The following is a 16,178-nucleotide window of genomic DNA, read 5'->3' on the forward strand; positions in this document are numbered from 1 at the left end:
TTCCCTCAATTCCAACGAATGGGCAAGCTAGGTTTAGAAGGCCAACTCTCGCTATTGTGATTTGGCTTTGTTTCTTCATCTAAGACATTCACCACCTGATTGTAAAGCCCCTCAGCCTGTTGCAGAGAGTCACCAATACTGGTTAAACCTAGCTTCCCAAATTCAGAAATTGAACCCATTAAGTGAAAAACCGTTCCCGTTTCAGTTCCGGTATCAAAATGCAAATGCCGATGGGCGATAATATCCATTAAGTCTTGGGGAAGCAAGCCACGATAGCGGTCTTTTTGCAGGTTATCCGTTGCCATATAATATTTTGGCTTACCTTGTTGGGTGTAAAACAGACCCGTTGACGATTCGTAACGCCCACCTGTGAGGTATTTTAAAGTCATAAAGGGATGAGTTGTGCCGCCTTTTCTTAAATTAATTTCAATGGCTTGCAATTCCCAGCTTCCGGAGTCGTTCACCGCAATGAAATCTACCGAGAAGCGTTCTAAAGCCCCTTTTTTTGCAAGATTCTGTCCCACCCGCCGACCATATTCTTGCAGTTGCATCCGATATCCCTCATAGGCGGGAAAATGACAGCCTAGATAAATCTGTCCATCGCGCCCCCCTAAAATTTGATCGTGAGTTGAGAGAATTTCCACCGATCCTTTCGGGGTAATATAGCCTTGAACGCTTGGCGATCGCTTTTCTTGACCTTCAATAAACGCTTCAACAATTGCCCCTAATTCAGGTACCCGTCCGCCAAAATTTTCCCAGGTTTCCGTTTCCGATTGAAAATGTAGGTGATGAAACTGATTTTTCAGGGTATTAACTCTAGCTTGATGGCTAGCTGCATCGGGGGCTACTTCCTGAAGCGGTCTTAGGTCTAAAATTGCATTTCCCTCTCCCGAAAACCCTTCATTCAGCTTAACTACCATCCGCTGTAAATTGGAGTGACGTTCCCATAATTCAGCCGCCGCTTCTGCTAAATCTTCTTCACTAAAAACACAAGGACTACCATCGGGATGAGGAACGCCTGATTCTGCAAAAATTTGGCGACTTCCCGCTTTAGTTCCCCAGTGGAGTAGGTCGGGATCGACGGCGAGGAGGGGAACATTTAAGCGAACCGAAATTTCTCGTTCCCAAGGTGTGGAGTTGTAACACACCATATAGGACTTATCCGGCCGTAAAGCTTGGCGGATGCGTTCCATTAACCGGGGTCTTTCTAAAATCTTTTGCGAGAGGGATTTGCGGGAGGTATCGTAGGTTGAAAATAAAAGCAGGCGATCGCGGGCGTGAGAAAAGGGAATTCCGGGTAATAATTGTAAATAATAATCAATAACGATCGGGGGCAAAGGTTGTGCTGTTACGTAAATGACTCGCGTCCGAGGATTGCGTAAGCGAATCAGAGAAAAAAGTAACCGTTCTTCATAATGTAGAACGCCTTGAATCTTTACCAACTCCCGTTGATCGAGACTGACAGAAGGAATGACCAGCAAATCGCGATCGTCAACGTCAAATAGATCGACGGTTTGCCAGTAATCGCGCAACTGAGATTGCAGTTCGCGAAATTGTTCTTTCTGTAGCGAAATTGTTGGATCTAATGTTTGCATCCCTTGGATCTCACGCGCTGGTTTAACGTTATCTTACTGCGATTTTCCCGTTTTCTTGAATCGTCCTGGAGATACAACTTTTAGCCTGCCACAAAGCTGAAGAAGAAGTTAATTTTCTTGACAGATTTCCCCAGAAACTCTTTTGCGTTTATTAAATGCGTCAAATTAGACCTAATTTGAGGGAAGCCTAGGAATAGGGAACTCTAGCCGCATGGGGTAAAACAATGATTGAAGATGAAGAACTACGAAGTCTCTACAAGATTGCGAGTGAAGAACACCTCCAGAACCTAGAGGCGGGTTTGCTGCATTTAGAAAAAGACCCGCATGATTTGCAGCGCCTCCAAGAAGTTTTACGCGAAGCGCATACCCTTAAGGGCGACTCCCGGATGTTAGGGGTTAATGATGTAGAAGCGTTAACCCATCAGATTGAGCATATTTTGGGCCAGCTTAAAGAAAATGATACGGTTTTGCAGAATGGTATGAGCGATCGCCTTTACCAAGGTCTAGACGCCATTCGCCAACTCGTCAAAGAAGCCATCACGGGCGAACCCAGTGGCGTCAATACCCTCGCCGTCCTGGCTTTGCTGATGGGCGCTAACCCTCCCTCCCCAGCCGAACCCCCACCTGAAGTTGAGGAAACCGCTTTAGAAACGGTTTCTGAGGAAGCCTCCCCGCCTGAACCCCTACCCCAAGTTGAGGAAACGCCTACAGAAGTGATTTCTGGCGAACTGATTCCCCCTTCTCCGGTGGCGGTTGCAGAAAAACCCAGCGTTGCGCCTGTTCCCCAGAAGCCTCTTCTCCCGCCTCAAAATAGTAGCTATCGCATTGATAGCGTTCGGGTGGAAACGCGCAACCTCGATGCGTTAATGACTCAAGCCGGAGAGTTAACCGTCACCAAAATTCGCATGGCCCATCATATTGCTGAATTGGAGGAATTGACTAATCTTTGGGAAGAATGGAGTCGTCAGACTCATAACTCGCGTTTCGCCTTAGAAACCAACCTGACTCAGTTGCAAAACCTCCAACAGCGCCATGAGGAACGCTTGCAAACCTTGGGGGAGTTGGTGAACCGCTTGCGGGCGCGGGCCTCGGAAGATGTGGCTCGCCTGGAGGCGATCGCCTCTGAGTTAGAATCGGGTATCCGGACTTTGCGTCTTTTACCGCTATCCAACCTGTTTAATCTGTTTCCTCGCCTGGTACGAGACTTAGCCAAACAGCAAGGAAAAAAGGTGAATTTGGTCTTGGAAGGGGGAGAGACAAAAGCCGACAAGCGCATTTTAGAGGAAATGAAAGATCCTTTAATGCACATGCTGCGAAATGCGATCGATCATGGGATTGAGTCTCCCGCAGAACGGGAGGCTTTAAATAAACCGCAGGCTGCAACGATTCGCCTTAAGGGATATCAGATTGGTAATAGTATCATCATCGAAATTCAAGATGATGGGCGCGGTTTGAATCTCGAACAAATTCAACAAACAGCCCTAAAACGCGGGAACTGGCGCAAAGAAGAGTTAGACGCGATGACTCCCCAACAGATTCAAGCGCTGATTTTTGCCCCCGGTTTCTCGACTCGTCAAGCCGTGACGGAGGTTTCAGGACGCGGAGTCGGGCTAGATGTGGTGCGGACGAATGTGGAACGCCTCAAGGGAAATATTCAAGTTGAGTCTACCCCCAACCAGGGCTGTCACTTTCGCATTCAACTGAGTACAACTCTCGCCACGGTGTCTGTATTAATTGTTGCCGTAGAGGGCAGACCTTATGCAATTCCTGTAGAATTTGTCCAAACTTCGCTGCTGGTTCCCGAACGGGATATCTTTTCGATTGAAGGTCGAGAAACGATTGCGCTTGAGGATCGGGCCATTTCGGTGGTGCGTTTGGTGGAGTTGCTGAATTTACCCCCAGGAGAGAGTCAATCGATTTACCAAAACGGACAGTTACCTTGCATTATTTTACAGGTGGGTTCAGAGCGTTTGGGGGTGATTGTAGATGATTTGATTGACGAACAGGATGTAATCCTTAAACCCCAAAGTAAACTACTCAAGCGGGTATTGAATGTTTCTGGGGCAACGATTTTAGGGACGGGTGAGGTTTGCATTGTTCTCAATCCCCAGGATATGATTCGATCGGTGCAAAAGAAAACGGCGATCGCGATCGCGGCTAGCCAAGTTGCAGAAACTACAGCTATAACCCCCGCCGTTATCCTGTTAGCAGAAGATTCCATTGCAACTCGCACCCAAGAAAAGCGAATTTTAGAAGCGGCGGGATATCGGGTGGTGGCCGCTGTAGATGGTTTAGATGCTTATAATAAATTGCGATCGGGTCGCTTTGATGCCGTTGTTTCAGACGTGCAAATGCCCAACCTAGACGGCTTTGCTCTAACCGCCAGAATTCGCCAGCATCCAGAATACAATGAGTTACCTGTGGTTTTAGTCACCTCTTTAGCGTCTGATGAAGATAAACGACGCGGCGCGGAAGCAGGGGCGAGTGCTTATTTAACCAAAGGAACGTTCAATCAAGATGCTTTAATTGAAACGCTTCGCCGCTTAATTGTCTAACTCTTAATAGCGGCGTTGCGATCGCTAATTTCGCTGCCACCATCGACGAAGGTGACTCGACCAATTTTGGGGGGCATCTTGGCTTTTATACTTCCAGCTAACCATTGATAGGACTAGCGGGATTCCTCCCACTTTTAAACTTAAGCCAATATGCAGAGCTAAACAACAGACGAGGACAACCCAAGCTAACAGATGGAATTGATACCAGGGTTGGTTTAAATCTCCAGCCGGCAGCCAGGATTCTTGCATCATTTTACCCGTAATCAGGGCAAAGATTGCCGCGAGCAGCATGGCGGTATTGATTAAACGATGCCAGCTATACCAACCAATCGGATGGTTTAAGCGCCCTAAGTTTTTTCCGGTAGATTGCTGAACCAGACGCTTGTTTCCAACCCAAACGCTATAAATCCCAAAGGCTGGAAATCCGAGTAAAAAGATCAGTCCCAAGGTGCCATGCAAATCGATGGTTCCCGAAATTTCCGGCAGTGGCAGGCGACCAAAACGCCCATCGTAAATATTATAAACCCAGAATGAGGTAAGGATAGCCAGGATCGCTATTAAAGCGTTAAATCCATGCAGGATACGCAAAACTAAGGGTTGATAGGGAGACTTTGGCATTGATGAACAGTGAGGAGGAGACGGGAAACATTAAAAATCAACAGGTTCATTTTTGTCAATTTCTAGTATTTTAAAGAAGGATTATTCAATTGTCGAGGTTTTTCAGTTTATGGCAAAGGACGATCTAAAAATGAATTAAAAATGAAACTATAAATCAGCATTTATGGCTATTATAAAGACTTCTTGGTTATCCTAAAAACTGCCGCTCGTACAGGAGAAAATCAGATTCGTGAACGTCATGACAACCGTCTTCATGGGGCTTGGTTTAGCAGCCGATGCGTTTGCTGTTGCGATTAGTAGTGGAATTACGATTCGTCATATCACGCTCAATAAAGCTTTGAAAATTGCCTTATTTTTTGGAGGTTTTCAGGCTTTTATGCCTCTGTTAGGCTGGCTAGCAGGCTTAAGCATTCAAGATTTAATCTCCTCAGTCGATCATTGGATTGCCTTTGGCTTACTTTGCCTCATCGGTGGCAAGATGGTGTATGAAGCTTGCCAACATGAGGAAGATTGCGATCTTAAAATGAATCCTCTAGACACCCAAGTTTTGCTCACCTTATCGGTGGCCACCAGCCTAGATGCGTTTGCTGTGGGATTGGGTTTAGGGCTTTTAGAAGATTCTATTTTTAAAGCGGCTGCAACAATCGGGGGAATTACCTTTCTCCTCTGTTTTATGGGCGTCTTTATTGGACATAAATGCGGTTGTATTTTTCAAACGAAAATTGAAATATTAGGCGGTCTGATTTTAATCGGAATTGGCTGCAAGATTCTGTTGGAGCATTTGTTTTAAGCAACATGGCTCAATAGGACTTATTGCCGTTGAGGTTGAGTCAAGCTTTGGGCAATCCCATCCGTTAGGCGCGAACTCATGCAACCACGAGAGGGTTCTAATCGGCAGCGCTAAGGCCAATCTACTAGCATAGCAGTATCATTCCAGAGCAGGAATTACCTGTACAGCCCTCGCTCAGGTTCAGATTAGTCTATGCCCATTCGAGTTTTGTTAGTTGAAGATTCTCCGATTGCACTCGCGATCTTGAAACGCATTCTTTCTTCCTCCCCCGATATTGAGATTGTTGGAACGGCACGCACGGGCAAAGAAGCCTTAGCGCTGATTCCTCAAGTGCAGCCTCAAGTCATTTGCACCGACTTACATATGCCGCAAATGGATGGTTTAGAACTCACCCAAGAAGTGATGGCAACCTTTCCTAAACCAATCCTGGTGGTAAGCGCCTCAGTTCAAGACCGGGGTAGCGAGAATGTCTTTAAACTATTACAAGCAGGGGCGATCGATGTATTTCCCAAGCCGCTAGCTGGATCGGCTGCCGATTACGAAAAGGTCAAAAATGAACTAATCTCTAAAATTAAGATTCTCGCAGGCGTCTCGGTGTTTACGCAGCGGCGGCGAGTTCACCAAAGCCTATTTTCCCCCCCGGCAATGACTCTTCCGCCTACGCCTCCGCCTGCGCGTAGGGTTAGCTACCCTATAAAAATGATTGCCATTGGTGCCTCTACAGGGGGACCTCAAGCCCTACATCGGATTCTAAGTCCCCTGCCTGCTGATTTTCCTTTACCGATTATTTGCGTTCAGCATATCAGCGAGGGATTCTTGCAAGGACTGGTGGATTGGTTAGAGGCGGAGTGCCAGCTTCCCGTTAAAATTGCGGCGATGGGCGAATTTCCCCATCCCCAAACGATTTACTTTCCGCCGGAAAAGCGCCACTTGGAGTTAGATCCCCAAGGGCGCTTTTACTATTCTCAGGCGTCTCCGGTAAGCGGCCATTGTCCTTCTGTCACCGTGACGTTTGAGTCTGTGGCTAGCGTTTATGGGCGTTCTAGTCTGGGGATTTTGTTGACGGGGATGGGGCGAGATGGGGCGGCGGGACTCAGCGCGATCGCGCGGGCTGGCGGCTTAACCATTGCCCAAGATGAGCAAACTTCGGTGGTGTTTGGGATGCCCAGAGAAGCGATCGCCCTAGGGGCAGCCCAACAGGTGTTACCCATTGGCGAGATTGCCAAAACCCTTTTAGGATTGACTAAATCTCAACTCTATTAGGGCGTTTACTGGGCAAAGTCGCTTTGGCAAACTTGCAGCATTCTCTGGTCGTTAGCGCTAACGGTGCTAATCTGATGGAAGCCTTGCAAGCCAAAGGTGGCGGCACCCGGTTGATTGCGATCGGCCGTGTTGGGGAATTGTTGCTCTAGGGCGATGGAATAGGGGTGGGCGATTTGTTCGTAACTGTCAATCACGGTTAAAGCCATTTCCTGGGCTGTCAGCGTGCCGTGGAAGCAGTCGAAGGAAGAATGCGGCATATAAAACGCCCCAACCACTCGGTTATCTTGCACTTCAAAGACCATGTAGGCGTTGCCCAGTTGGTCGGGTTCGGCTGATTGACCGTATAAATAAGTGCCATTGCCTAGCGTTGGGAGGTTGCGTTCTAAAGAATTTTGTGCTATATTTAATGACCGATTTTGGTCTTCTGCTAAGTTGACTGCCGGAACTTCCCGCGCCACAGTCGCCAGCGCTGAAGCGCCCAGCAAAAGGAGAGATAGGGGCAAGAAAATTGCAGCAAAGGAGCTTTTCTGGGGAAAAGTTTGTTTGGTTTTAGAAGTTTGCTTAAACACCCTCGGATCTCCTCGACTAACTTTATGAATAAGAGTTTTAGCGATCGCCCAATCGCGTAGCGCTTGCTGTCCCTATTTATAAGATCCAACGCGATCGCCTCTAGATTTCTTACAGGTTTACAAATCTTTACAACAATTTGGCTTCCGACTAAAATAGCCCCTGGCAGCTTCATCAATTGTTCTGCCAAGGGCATTCGCCTAACTGCCACGTTGCGGAATTCACTTCAGCCGCACCCGGCGATTTTGAGACCTAGCTAGCTAGATACTCGCGCACGCTAGAACGATGGCGGCGCAAATAGTTCAGCGCTTGACGTTCGAGTTGGCGAACGCGTTCGCGACTCAGGTTCATGCGCTGTCCGACTTGAGACAGGGAAAGCTCGTGACCATCTTGCAAGCCGAAGCGCAAGCTCAGGACTTCCCGCTGTTGGGGGGTTAAATCATCCAAGAGGTGATTGAGGTCTTGGCGCAACGATTCTTGGGTGGTGTAGTTCTCCGGAGAAATGCCTTCATCTTCAAGCAGTTCTTGCAATTCTGTATCTTGATTATCGCCGACGCGAATATCTAAAGATACGGGCTGACGGGCAAGGGTTAAATATTCCCGAATCTGTGCGGGTTCTAGCTCTAAGGCTTGGGCAATTTCGGCGGGAGTCGCGCTGCGCCCAAATTTTTGCGAAAGTTCTCTTTGGACTTTCTTAATTTTGTTCAGCTTTTCGGTAATATGGATGGGGAGGCGAATGGTTCGGCCTTGCTGGGCGATCGCTCTAGTGATGGCTTGGCGAATCCACCAATACGCGTAGGTGGAGAACTTGTAGCCTCGCATGGGGTCGAACTTCTCGACGCCGCGCTCTAGTCCTAGCGTGCCTTCCTGGATCAGATCCAGAAATTCCATATTTCGTTTCTGATACTTCTTGGCGATCGCTACCACTAAGCGCAGGTTCGCTTCGATCATCTTCTGCTTGGCTCGCATTCCCTGCTTGAGAAGGCGATCGAGTTCTGCTTCCGACAGATTCACGCGCTCTGCCCATTCAGCTTGGGTGGCTTGGCGTCCAAGTTGGTCTTCTAGAGCTTCTTTGTCCTCTAGAAACTGCATCATTTGCTGTACCTGCTTGCCCAGCACAATTTCTTGCTCGTGGGTTAACAGTGGCACGCGACCAATTTCATGTAAATAAGTGCGTACCATGTCGGCAGTATACATGGGTTTCGTTGTGGTTTTGGTTTCAATTTCGGCGTTGGGCATGGGTGCGTACTCGTCTCCGTAACACCAGTAAAGGAGGGAAATCGAGTCTATCTGCGATCGGATAGACAGTGGCAGCATCTACAAGACGAATCGTAGATGTGTATAGTGTTCCCGTTTTCTAAACAAAGATATAAAGTTTCTCAGAATCTCCTGTTACGGACTTGCTGTAGGTTAGGATTCTAAGGGTAGGTCGCTCAAGGTTGTCTTCAATGAACGTTTTGGCAAGCTTGGAGTTCCAGCGAGGACTTCTAAAGCGAAGTCGAAATGAGTTTGACTATCTTCATGATATAACTAGAATAAACTTCTACCAACTAGTGCGGGCCATCCTATAGGGTGATTCTGGAGCTGAGAAGGCTGGGTTGAGCTGGCCCCTAGGACAGAACCAAGGGTTCTTCTTCTATAATGGATGATTAGCTTTTCGTTCGCCTCTAGAAGAAGTGTGAAATAACCGTACTGGCGATCGCCATTCAGGTAGAGTTAACCGTCGCAACGAATTTTGAAGCACGATCTCTCCTCGCGGCTCAAACGCAAGCAGGAGTTAGAGTGAGAACAGGCGTTTTTTTACTATAGAATGAGTTGTTCATAAAATCAACACTATTCATGCACCGTTCCATCCGGTAGAATTGCCCCCGTCAGAATTGCCCCCGTCATTTTCACTAAAACCCGGTTATTGCTACCAATAGCGGCTCCGCGCAAATCTGCACCCCGAAGATCCGCACCGCTCAGATCTGCCCCTACTAAATTAGCCTCTCGCAGATCGGCCTGTTGCAAGTTCGCTTGCAGTAAGTTCGCGCGAAACAAATTCGCCCGATACAGCGTTGCACCCGTTAGATTCGTCTTATGCATAAACGCATCGCTTAAATTCGCATGGCTTAAATTCGCCTGAGAAAGATTGCGTCCCGATAGATCCTTTTCGCTTAAATCAGCCCCCGTGAAATCAGCCCCCGTGAGATCGGGGAACGGGGATGGGCGATGATAGCGAGGTTGTGGTGCTTGGGGCGATCGCGCATAGGCAGAATGAGGCGTTCGCGGCGGTTGAGGAGAAGGCGCAGGCGCAGGGCGCGGGGCGGGTGCAGGCTGGGGCGCAACGGGGCGAGCTTGAGGTTGGAGCGATCGCAACTGTTCGCGAGCTTGATTAATTTCCTTAAGCTTTTCTTGCGCTTTTTGTTGCAGGCGGGGATTATCCTGGGGAATGCGATCGGGATGCCAAATAAACGCCAAATCCTTATAGGCTTGGTTCACCTCTTCCAACGAAGCCCCTGGTTTTAAGCCCAACACTTGATAGCAACGGTCTAATTCCTTCATCTCAAGACCTCACCCGCTTCACTTTCCATTATGTCTAGAATTGACATCCTCTCCCGTTAAATCGGAGTACCGATAATAATAGCCAGGAGTCTAAGAATTACAAATCCACTTCCACAAAGGATGCGTCGATCCTTGCTGGCGAATGCGACAGACACTTCTTTCTAGTTGTCGTTGGTAATGGGGCGAGCGACCTTGGAGAATATTACGACTTTGCCAGACCAACACCGCCGTCGTCATCCCCACGCATAAAGATAATCCTAACGCTGGCAGGGGATTGTCATACAACCCATAGCGCACCGCAGCCCAAGTAAACCCGGCTTGCAACAGTGCAATTTCAGCCCGTAACTCCCACAAACTCAACAACCCAATACTCAACCATAGCCCCCCAACAACTAGCCAGCGACACCAAACAATGAGTTCGTGCAGGCGCTGAACTTGTGCCTGAAAGCCAGGATCGAGTTCCGGAGAACTTGACGAATTGGGCTGAGAAAACTTGCTCACCGTCTTTTAAGTTCCAGATTCAGGCTCATCCGCAGATTCAGCCGTTACCGCTTCCGCCAGGATCGCTTTCCCCGTACGTTCCCGCCACCACGCCAGCAGAGAACTCGCCACAAAAATACTAGAGTAAGAACCCGCGATAAAGCCAATAATCAGCGCTAAAGCAAAATATTTGAGCGTTTCGCCGCCCAGGAAGAAAATTGCAACCAGCGGTAAGAGAGTAGTGAGCGTGGTATTAATGGAACGACTCAGGGTTTGATTCACCGCATCATTGACTGCATCATTGATATGCTCGCCAGGATTGAGTTGCAACACTTCCCGAACGCGGTCATAAATCACCACAGTATCGTTGACCGAGAAGCCGATAATGGTCAATAGCGCCACGATAAATAAGCTATCGACTTCTAAACCAATGACCAACCCCAGAATGGAGAAAATCCCCAACGTCACAAAAACATCGTGAAAGAGCGCCACAAACGCAAAGAAGGCATAGTCTAGCTGGAAGCGGAACGTCAAATAGATCGTAATTCCGGCAAAAGCCACCAGCAACGCTAGCATTCCTTCGATAAACAGTTGGCGTCCTAAAGTTGGCCCAACCGTGTCAATTTGAGTTCTCTGGGGGTCAAAAGCGCCGAGAGATTCGGTTAAAGCGGCTTGCAGTGAGGTTCGTTCTTCCGTATTTAAATCGCGGGTGCGAATGCTTAAGGCTTGGCGTTCTTCCCCTAAAACTTGAATGCTGCTTCCGGCTAAACCTTGCTCGGCCATGATGTTTCGCACTTGGGCGACATCAAGGGGTTCGTCGCAATTTCCTGGTTGCGTGCAGTCTCGTTCGAGTTGCAGGCGGGTTCCCCCAATAAAGTCTAACCCCGGTCGCAGCGGCGCGCGAATGTCGGGTCGCGAAACCGAAATCAGCATTGAGAGAATTCCGGCGAGGACAACTGCGCCGGAAATAGCCCACCAGAGCGATCGCTGTTTAATAATTTGCAGTTTCATTTTGGCTGGTTACTCGTGATCCTAATCGACATTCGACGCGCCGCAATGTTGATTTTAGTATTGCAAGCCGTCCGTTGTCTGAGATTTTTTCTTAGCGGGTTGCGGCTTTTGCCGTAGGCGGTAGGTTGGGACAAAACCACTCTGGTTTTCTCAGCGCTGGAATGGTTAATACGAATAGCATCAACGTGCGGCTACAGGTTAAGGCGGTAAACATGCTGACAGCGACGCCTAAACCGAGGGTTAAGGCAAAGCCTCGCACTAACCCAGAACCGAGCCAGAACAGAGCAGCACAAGCAATAATGGTGGTGACATTCCCATCGAGAATGCTGGAGAAGGCGCGGAAAAATCCGGCTTCTACGGAACGATACAAGCTTTTTCCGGTGCGTAACTCTTCGCGAGTCCGTTCAAAAATCAGCACGTTGGCATCAACTGCCATACCAATACTGAGAATAAATCCAGCAATACCCGGTAAGGTCAGGGTAACGCCGAGGAGGTTAAACAGCGCCAGGGTGAATAAGGCGTAAATGGTGAGGGCGAGATCGGCGATCGCACCCGGTAGGCGATAATAAACCACCATGAAGATCAGCACCAGCACTAAACCGCCCAACCCTGCATAGATACTGCGTTGAATGCTATCGCGGCCGAGGGTTGCGCCAACGGTGCGGTTTTCGATCACTTCAACGGGAACGGGTAACGCACCGCCTCGCAGTTGCACGGCCAGATCGCTAGCTTCTTGGGTGGTAAAGTTGCCGGTAATGGAGGCGCTACCGCCGACAATGCCTGTTTCTGCGAATTCAACGCCGACAATGGGGGCGCTAATAATGCGATCGTCAAGGAAAATCCCAATACTGCGGCCGGTTCCGGCTAAGTTTTTGGTCAATTCGGCAAAGCGATCGCCCCCTTGAGCATCAAAGCGGATAATAATATTCCAGTTATTGCCTGCCGGTAAAGGTTGAGCAAACGCATCATTGAGGTTGCTCCCCGTTAAGCCGACGGGTTCAAAAAGTTCTAGAATGGCTTGATTGCTGCGTTCAATTTCTGCTTGATTTTCCTGTAAGGCCTGCTCGTCACCGCTAGCCCGCAGTTCTGCCTGTTGCGCTTCTAGGGTTCTGAGAATTTGAAATTCAATCGGAAATTGATCTTCAGTCCCCGGACGTTGGGAGCGAAATTCGAGTTGCGCGGTTCCCCCCAATACCCGTTCGGCTTGGGCTGGATCGTTGACGCCGGGAAGTTGGATAATCAGTTGATCTTGTCCGGTGGTTTGCACCAGGGATTCGGAAACGCCTAACGCATTCACGCGCCCTTCCACAACGCGCTGCACGGCTTCCAGCACTCTGGCGTTAATTTCCGGGACTTCTTCAGTGGTGAGAACCTGGAGGGTGAGTTGCGCGCCCCCCCGCAAGTCCAGACCCAGTTGCGTGGGAACCCGGACTAAGATCGTAATGGCTGCAATGACCAGCACAAAAATCAAAGCTAATATAGAACGCTGTTTTCCCATAATGGCTTTAGCTCAATCCCATAAAATTAAGGCGATCGCAGGGGTGGCTCGGTCTAAGCCTTACCCCGGTTAGAAAATTTTGATGATTTTGATTTCTGAGCGATCCATCACGCTGAGAACCTGCAATCAGTGCTATGATATCTCGTTTTGGGATTGAGCATCGAGACTCTGGTGCGATCGCCCTCCCGAAAGCAAGCAAGCCCGCCCTCAAGCGGACTTGACAATAATGTAAAAATGTGGTAATAGCTTCTAGACCTGAAGCGCCATCATCTTTTGCACCGCTTCCACAATTTGCGGCGGTTGCACAATCGTCAAATTCTCCAACATCCCGTTATAGGGCGTGGGAATATCCTGAGAAGATAGGCGAATCACCGGCGCATCCAATTCATCAAAAAAGCGTTCGTTAATCGAAGCAATCAATTCTGCCCCAATTCCCCCGGTTTTCATGCATTCTTCAACAATCACAACCCGGTGGGTTTTGCGAATAGAAGCGCCAATCGTTTCAAAATCTAGAGGTTTGAGGGAAATCAAATCGATAACTTCTGGATCGAACCCTTCTTTTTCTAGCGTCTTCACCGCCTGCATAACATGATGGCGCATCCGAGAATAGGTCAAAATCGTCACATCCTGACCGGAGCGAACCACCTCCGCCCGGTCGAGGGGTAACAAATATTCCTCTTCCGGTAAATCTTCCTTGAGGTTGTACAACAACACATGCTCAAAAAATAGCACCGGATTGCGATCGCGAATCGCAGATTTCAGTAACCCTTTGGCATTATAGGGCGTCGAACAAGCAACAATTTTCAGCCCAGGAACCGCTTGGAAATACGCCTCTAAGCGCTGAGAATGCTCTGCACCGAGTTGGCGACCGACACCACCAGGGCCGCGAATCACCATCGGAATTGTAAAATTCCCACCGGAGGTATAGCGTAACATCCCGGCATTATTGGAAATTTGGTTGAAGGCAAGCAGGAGAAATCCCATATTCATCCCTTCAACAATCGGACGCAGACCCGTCATTGCTGCGCCAACGGCTAATCCCGTAAAGCTATTTTCGGCGATCGGCGTGTCGAGCAGACGCAGGTCGCCATATTTTTTATAGAGGTCTTTGGTAACTTTGTAAGAACCCCCATAGTGACCGACATCTTCGCCAAGCACGAAGACTGTGGCGTCGCGTGCCATTTCTTCATCAACAGCTTCGCGCAATGCATTGAAAAAGAGTGTTTCTGCCATCTTAAGGACGATCTAGGGAATAGGAGATTAGAGTAGAATCTTACCGTTTTGCCGGTAGCATTGGGGACGATTGCCAGATTCGCCGCACGCTTGCGCCAACATTTTAGACCAATCGGCGATCGCTCACCACTGGAGTACGATAACTTTCAGACATCCTGATATCCTTTGAAAACGGTGAAAAGTAAACCGACAGATCGAGAAAGCTGAGGTTGGGGAGCGACAGCATGACTACAATTTCCTCTACCCCCAACCTTGTCCGCTCTATATCCTAAGATTGTCTCATCCCTGTTTGATTCCCTTGGGTAGCCTTAGACTCCCTGAAAAGGCAATACTGATAAAGAGAAAACCAGACTTGTTTGGACTGCAAGCAACTCCCGATCTAGAAATTGCGAAGCTCACTCATCTGTTTGGGCAATCTAAACAGTAAGCTCGATCTTTCCCAGCCAAGAAGATATGAAACAAATTGTTATGGAAGCTTTGGAACTCCAGAGGCGCTATCAAGCAGGTGAAAGAGACTTTCGGGAAGTGAATCTCAGTCGAACGTTACTGAGCGGACTTTCTTTAGTTGAAGCCAACTTGCGGGAAGCTGAGATGATTGAAGTCAATCTCAGTGGCGCTGAAATGAGAGGGGTAAACCTACGGGAAGCCAATTTAAAGGGTGCAGATTTAAGTCGAGCCGACTTACAAGATGCCAACCTGATAGGCGCTAATCTTGTAGGAGCCAATTTAAGGGGAGCCAATTTAGCCGGAGCCGGTTTGCGGGGGGCAAATGTCAGCGAGGCGGATTTCTCGCAAGCGAATCTTTCCCAAGCGAACCTTAGCGAAGCCAATCTGACCGACGTGACCCTCTCCCAAGCCATTCTCCGTCAGGCAACCCTCAGCCGTTCCAAACTGATCGGAGCAGTTCTGATTAAAGCAAGTCTGGAAGGAGCCAATTTAACCTACACGCTTCTGAGTTTAGCGAATCTCGAAGAAGCAAACCTGACGAATGCCATCTTAAGCGGTGCCACCCTAGAAGAGGCGAATTTGACGCGAGCCGATATGAGCTTTGCGAACCTCAGCGGTGCTAACCTAAGAGCAGCCGTTTTGTTCAAAGCAAACCTCCGACGCGCTAACGTGAGTTGGACGACTTTGCGGAATGCGGATTTACGCTCTGCCAATCTCTATCAGGCATCCTTGAGTTGGGCAAATCTCAGCGAGTCAAAGTTAAGTCAAGCCATGCTGATTGATGCTAACCTCAGCAGAGCAAATCTGCGGAATGCGGATTTGCGAGGGGCGATTATGCCGGATGGTGTCACTCACGAATAGTATTGCTTAGAGGTACGGTAGATCGATTAACTTCTACCGAATCTCCGTTTCTGCCGAGTTAACAACCCAACTCCTCTCCCTGCAAAACCAACAGACGCAAACAGAGGTGAGTCACATTATGGATATGGACGCAGTAGAGCTGCTGCATCGCTATGCCGCAGGCGAACAGAACTTTAGCCAGGTTTTGTTGAGTGGAGCTGATTTAGCCGGGGTTTCTCTACCGCTCGTTTGTTTGAAGGAGGCGGTACTAGAGGGAACAAACCTGAGCGGTGCTAATTTACGGGGCGTTGACTTCACGGGCGCGAATCTCAGCGGTGCAGATTTGAGTAAAGCGGATCTGACGGGAGCTGATTTGACAGCAGCAACGTTAACGGGTGCTAATTTATGTAGCGCTCGCTTGATTGGTGCCCGGTTTGCGAGCGCTCAACTCATTGGTGCTGATTTGAGTTGGGCAAATTTAACGGGAGCAACGTTGAATCAAGCCGATATGAAACGAGCCGATTTAAGTTATGCCAATTTAAGCGACGCGCTGTTAGTGGGGGTCGATTTACGCAATGGTAAGTTAGCCGAAGCGAATTTAAATCGGACGGATTTAATTGATGCCAATTTACAAGACGCGGATCTCACCGGAATTGATTTGCAGGCGGCAAATTTAACTGGGGCAATTTTATCGGAATCTAGCGATGAAGATTTGCAGATTGAGAGTTGGGAATAAG

At 48.7% G+C, this 16,178-nt stretch carries 14 protein-coding genes; 5 read left to right on the top strand and 9 right to left on the bottom strand.

All coding sequences use genetic code 11. The features are described from left to right. Window positions 1-5: 5 nt before the first annotated feature. Window positions 6-1,595 (bottom strand): peptide ligase PGM1-related protein, encoded by a 1,590-nt coding sequence (locus QQ055_RS04335; RefSeq protein ID WP_283361991.1) that lies wholly within the window; start codon window positions 1,593-1,595, stop codon window positions 6-8. Window positions 1,596-1,819: 224 nt separating this feature from the next. Here QQ055_RS04335 and QQ055_RS04340 point away from each other — a divergent pair, with 224 nt between their 5' ends. Continuing rightward, a complete protein-coding gene (locus QQ055_RS04340) occupies window positions 1,820-4,150 on the top strand; it encodes a hybrid sensor histidine kinase/response regulator (RefSeq protein WP_284474399.1) in 2,331 nt (776 codons plus the stop codon). 24 nt (window positions 4,151-4,174) lie between these two features. Here QQ055_RS04340 and QQ055_RS04345 read toward each other — a convergent pair whose 3' ends face one another. After that, window positions 4,175-4,768: a cytochrome b/b6 domain-containing protein gene (locus QQ055_RS04345; RefSeq protein ID WP_283361990.1), complete on the bottom strand. Its 594-nt coding sequence runs from the start codon at window positions 4,766-4,768 to the stop codon at window positions 4,175-4,177. A 229-nt stretch (window positions 4,769-4,997) separates the two neighbouring features. On the opposite strand from QQ055_RS04345, the gene QQ055_RS04350 reads away from it, so the two are divergent. Both QQ055_RS04350 and cheB read left to right on the top strand, forming a co-directional pair. Continuing rightward, window positions 4,998-5,558 carry a manganese efflux pump MntP gene (locus QQ055_RS04350; RefSeq protein WP_349775316.1) on the top strand — a complete coding sequence of 187 codons (561 nt, stop codon included), beginning with the start codon at window positions 4,998-5,000 and terminating at the stop codon, window positions 5,556-5,558. A gap of 192 nt (window positions 5,559-5,750) precedes the next feature. After that, window positions 5,751-6,821: a chemotaxis-specific protein-glutamate methyltransferase CheB gene (cheB, locus tag QQ055_RS04355; protein WP_284474400.1), complete on the top strand. Its 1,071-nt coding sequence runs from the start codon at window positions 5,751-5,753 to the stop codon at window positions 6,819-6,821. A 5-nt stretch (window positions 6,822-6,826) separates the two neighbouring features. On the opposite strand, the gene QQ055_RS04360 is transcribed toward cheB, so the two are convergent. The 7 genes from QQ055_RS04360 to QQ055_RS04390 all read right to left on the bottom strand — a co-directional run bounded on the left by QQ055_RS04360 (window position 6,827) and on the right by QQ055_RS04390 (window position 14,154). Then, window positions 6,827-7,390 carry a hypothetical protein gene (locus tag QQ055_RS04360; RefSeq protein WP_284474401.1) on the bottom strand — a complete coding sequence of 188 codons (564 nt, stop codon included), beginning with the start codon at window positions 7,388-7,390 and terminating at the stop codon, window positions 6,827-6,829. Between the two features lie 250 nt (window positions 7,391-7,640). After that, complete coding sequence (locus QQ055_RS04365; protein ID WP_283362018.1) at window positions 7,641-8,627, bottom strand: RNA polymerase sigma factor, RpoD/SigA family; 987 nt, start codon at window positions 8,625-8,627, stop codon at window positions 7,641-7,643. 594 nt (window positions 8,628-9,221) lie between these two features. Continuing rightward, a complete protein-coding gene (locus QQ055_RS04370) occupies window positions 9,222-9,932 on the bottom strand; it encodes a pentapeptide repeat-containing protein (protein ID WP_284474402.1) in 711 nt (236 codons plus the stop codon). Between the two features lie 90 nt (window positions 9,933-10,022). Then, window positions 10,023-10,433, bottom strand: coding sequence for a hypothetical protein (locus QQ055_RS04375; protein ID WP_069965210.1), 411 nt, complete (start codon window positions 10,431-10,433; stop codon window positions 10,023-10,025). A gap of 6 nt (window positions 10,434-10,439) precedes the next feature. Then, window positions 10,440-11,423, bottom strand: a complete 984-nt coding sequence (secF, locus tag QQ055_RS04380; protein ID WP_283361987.1) for a protein translocase subunit SecF — start codon at window positions 11,421-11,423, stop codon at window positions 10,440-10,442. A gap of 91 nt (window positions 11,424-11,514) precedes the next feature. Beyond that, window positions 11,515-12,921, bottom strand: a complete 1,407-nt coding sequence (secD, locus tag QQ055_RS04385) for a protein translocase subunit SecD (protein ID WP_284474403.1) — start codon at window positions 12,919-12,921, stop codon at window positions 11,515-11,517. A gap of 249 nt (window positions 12,922-13,170) precedes the next feature. Further along, complete coding sequence (locus QQ055_RS04390) at window positions 13,171-14,154, bottom strand: alpha-ketoacid dehydrogenase subunit beta (RefSeq protein WP_283361986.1); 984 nt, start codon at window positions 14,152-14,154, stop codon at window positions 13,171-13,173. A 453-nt stretch (window positions 14,155-14,607) separates the two neighbouring features. On the opposite strand from QQ055_RS04390, the gene QQ055_RS04395 reads away from it, so the two are divergent. Together QQ055_RS04395 and QQ055_RS04400 are read left to right on the top strand one after the other, a co-directional pair. Then, entirely contained in the window at window positions 14,608-15,462 is an 855-nt protein-coding gene (locus tag QQ055_RS04395; protein WP_241829216.1) for a pentapeptide repeat-containing protein, read from the top strand. Between the two features lie 118 nt (window positions 15,463-15,580). Next, window positions 15,581-16,177, top strand: coding sequence for a pentapeptide repeat-containing protein (locus tag QQ055_RS04400; protein WP_284474404.1), 597 nt, complete (start codon window positions 15,581-15,583; stop codon window positions 16,175-16,177). The last annotated feature ends 1 nt before the right edge of the window (window position 16,178 follow it).

It is taken from the genome of Geitlerinema calcuttense NRMC-F 0142, assembly GCF_030285425.1.

What these genes read in the sequence shown, in the direction of transcription:
- QQ055_RS04395 (WP_241829216.1), top strand. Translation starts at nt 14,608, where the DNA reads ATGAAACAAATTGTTATGGAAGCTTTGGAACTCCAGAGGCGCTATCAA.
- QQ055_RS04370 (WP_284474402.1), bottom strand. Translation starts at nt 9,932, where the DNA reads ATGAAGGAATTAGACCGTTGCTATCAAGTGTTGGGCTTAAAACCAGGG.
- QQ055_RS04345 (WP_283361990.1), bottom strand. Translation starts at nt 4,768, where the DNA reads ATGCCAAAGTCTCCCTATCAACCCTTAGTTTTGCGTATCCTGCATGGA.
- QQ055_RS04365 (WP_283362018.1), bottom strand. Translation starts at nt 8,627, where the DNA reads ATGCCCAACGCCGAAATTGAAACCAAAACCACAACGAAACCCATGTAT.
- secF (WP_283361987.1), bottom strand. Translation starts at nt 11,423, where the DNA reads ATGAAACTGCAAATTATTAAACAGCGATCGCTCTGGTGGGCTATTTCC.
- QQ055_RS04335 (WP_283361991.1), bottom strand. Translation starts at nt 1,595, where the DNA reads ATGCAAACATTAGATCCAACAATTTCGCTACAGAAAGAACAATTTCGC.
- secD (WP_284474403.1), bottom strand. Translation starts at nt 12,921, where the DNA reads ATGGGAAAACAGCGTTCTATATTAGCTTTGATTTTTGTGCTGGTCATT.
- QQ055_RS04400 (WP_284474404.1), top strand. Translation starts at nt 15,581, where the DNA reads ATGGATATGGACGCAGTAGAGCTGCTGCATCGCTATGCCGCAGGCGAA.
- QQ055_RS04340 (WP_284474399.1), top strand. Translation starts at nt 1,820, where the DNA reads ATGATTGAAGATGAAGAACTACGAAGTCTCTACAAGATTGCGAGTGAA.
- QQ055_RS04390 (WP_283361986.1), bottom strand. Translation starts at nt 14,154, where the DNA reads ATGGCAGAAACACTCTTTTTCAATGCATTGCGCGAAGCTGTTGATGAA.
- cheB (WP_284474400.1), top strand. Translation starts at nt 5,751, where the DNA reads ATGCCCATTCGAGTTTTGTTAGTTGAAGATTCTCCGATTGCACTCGCG.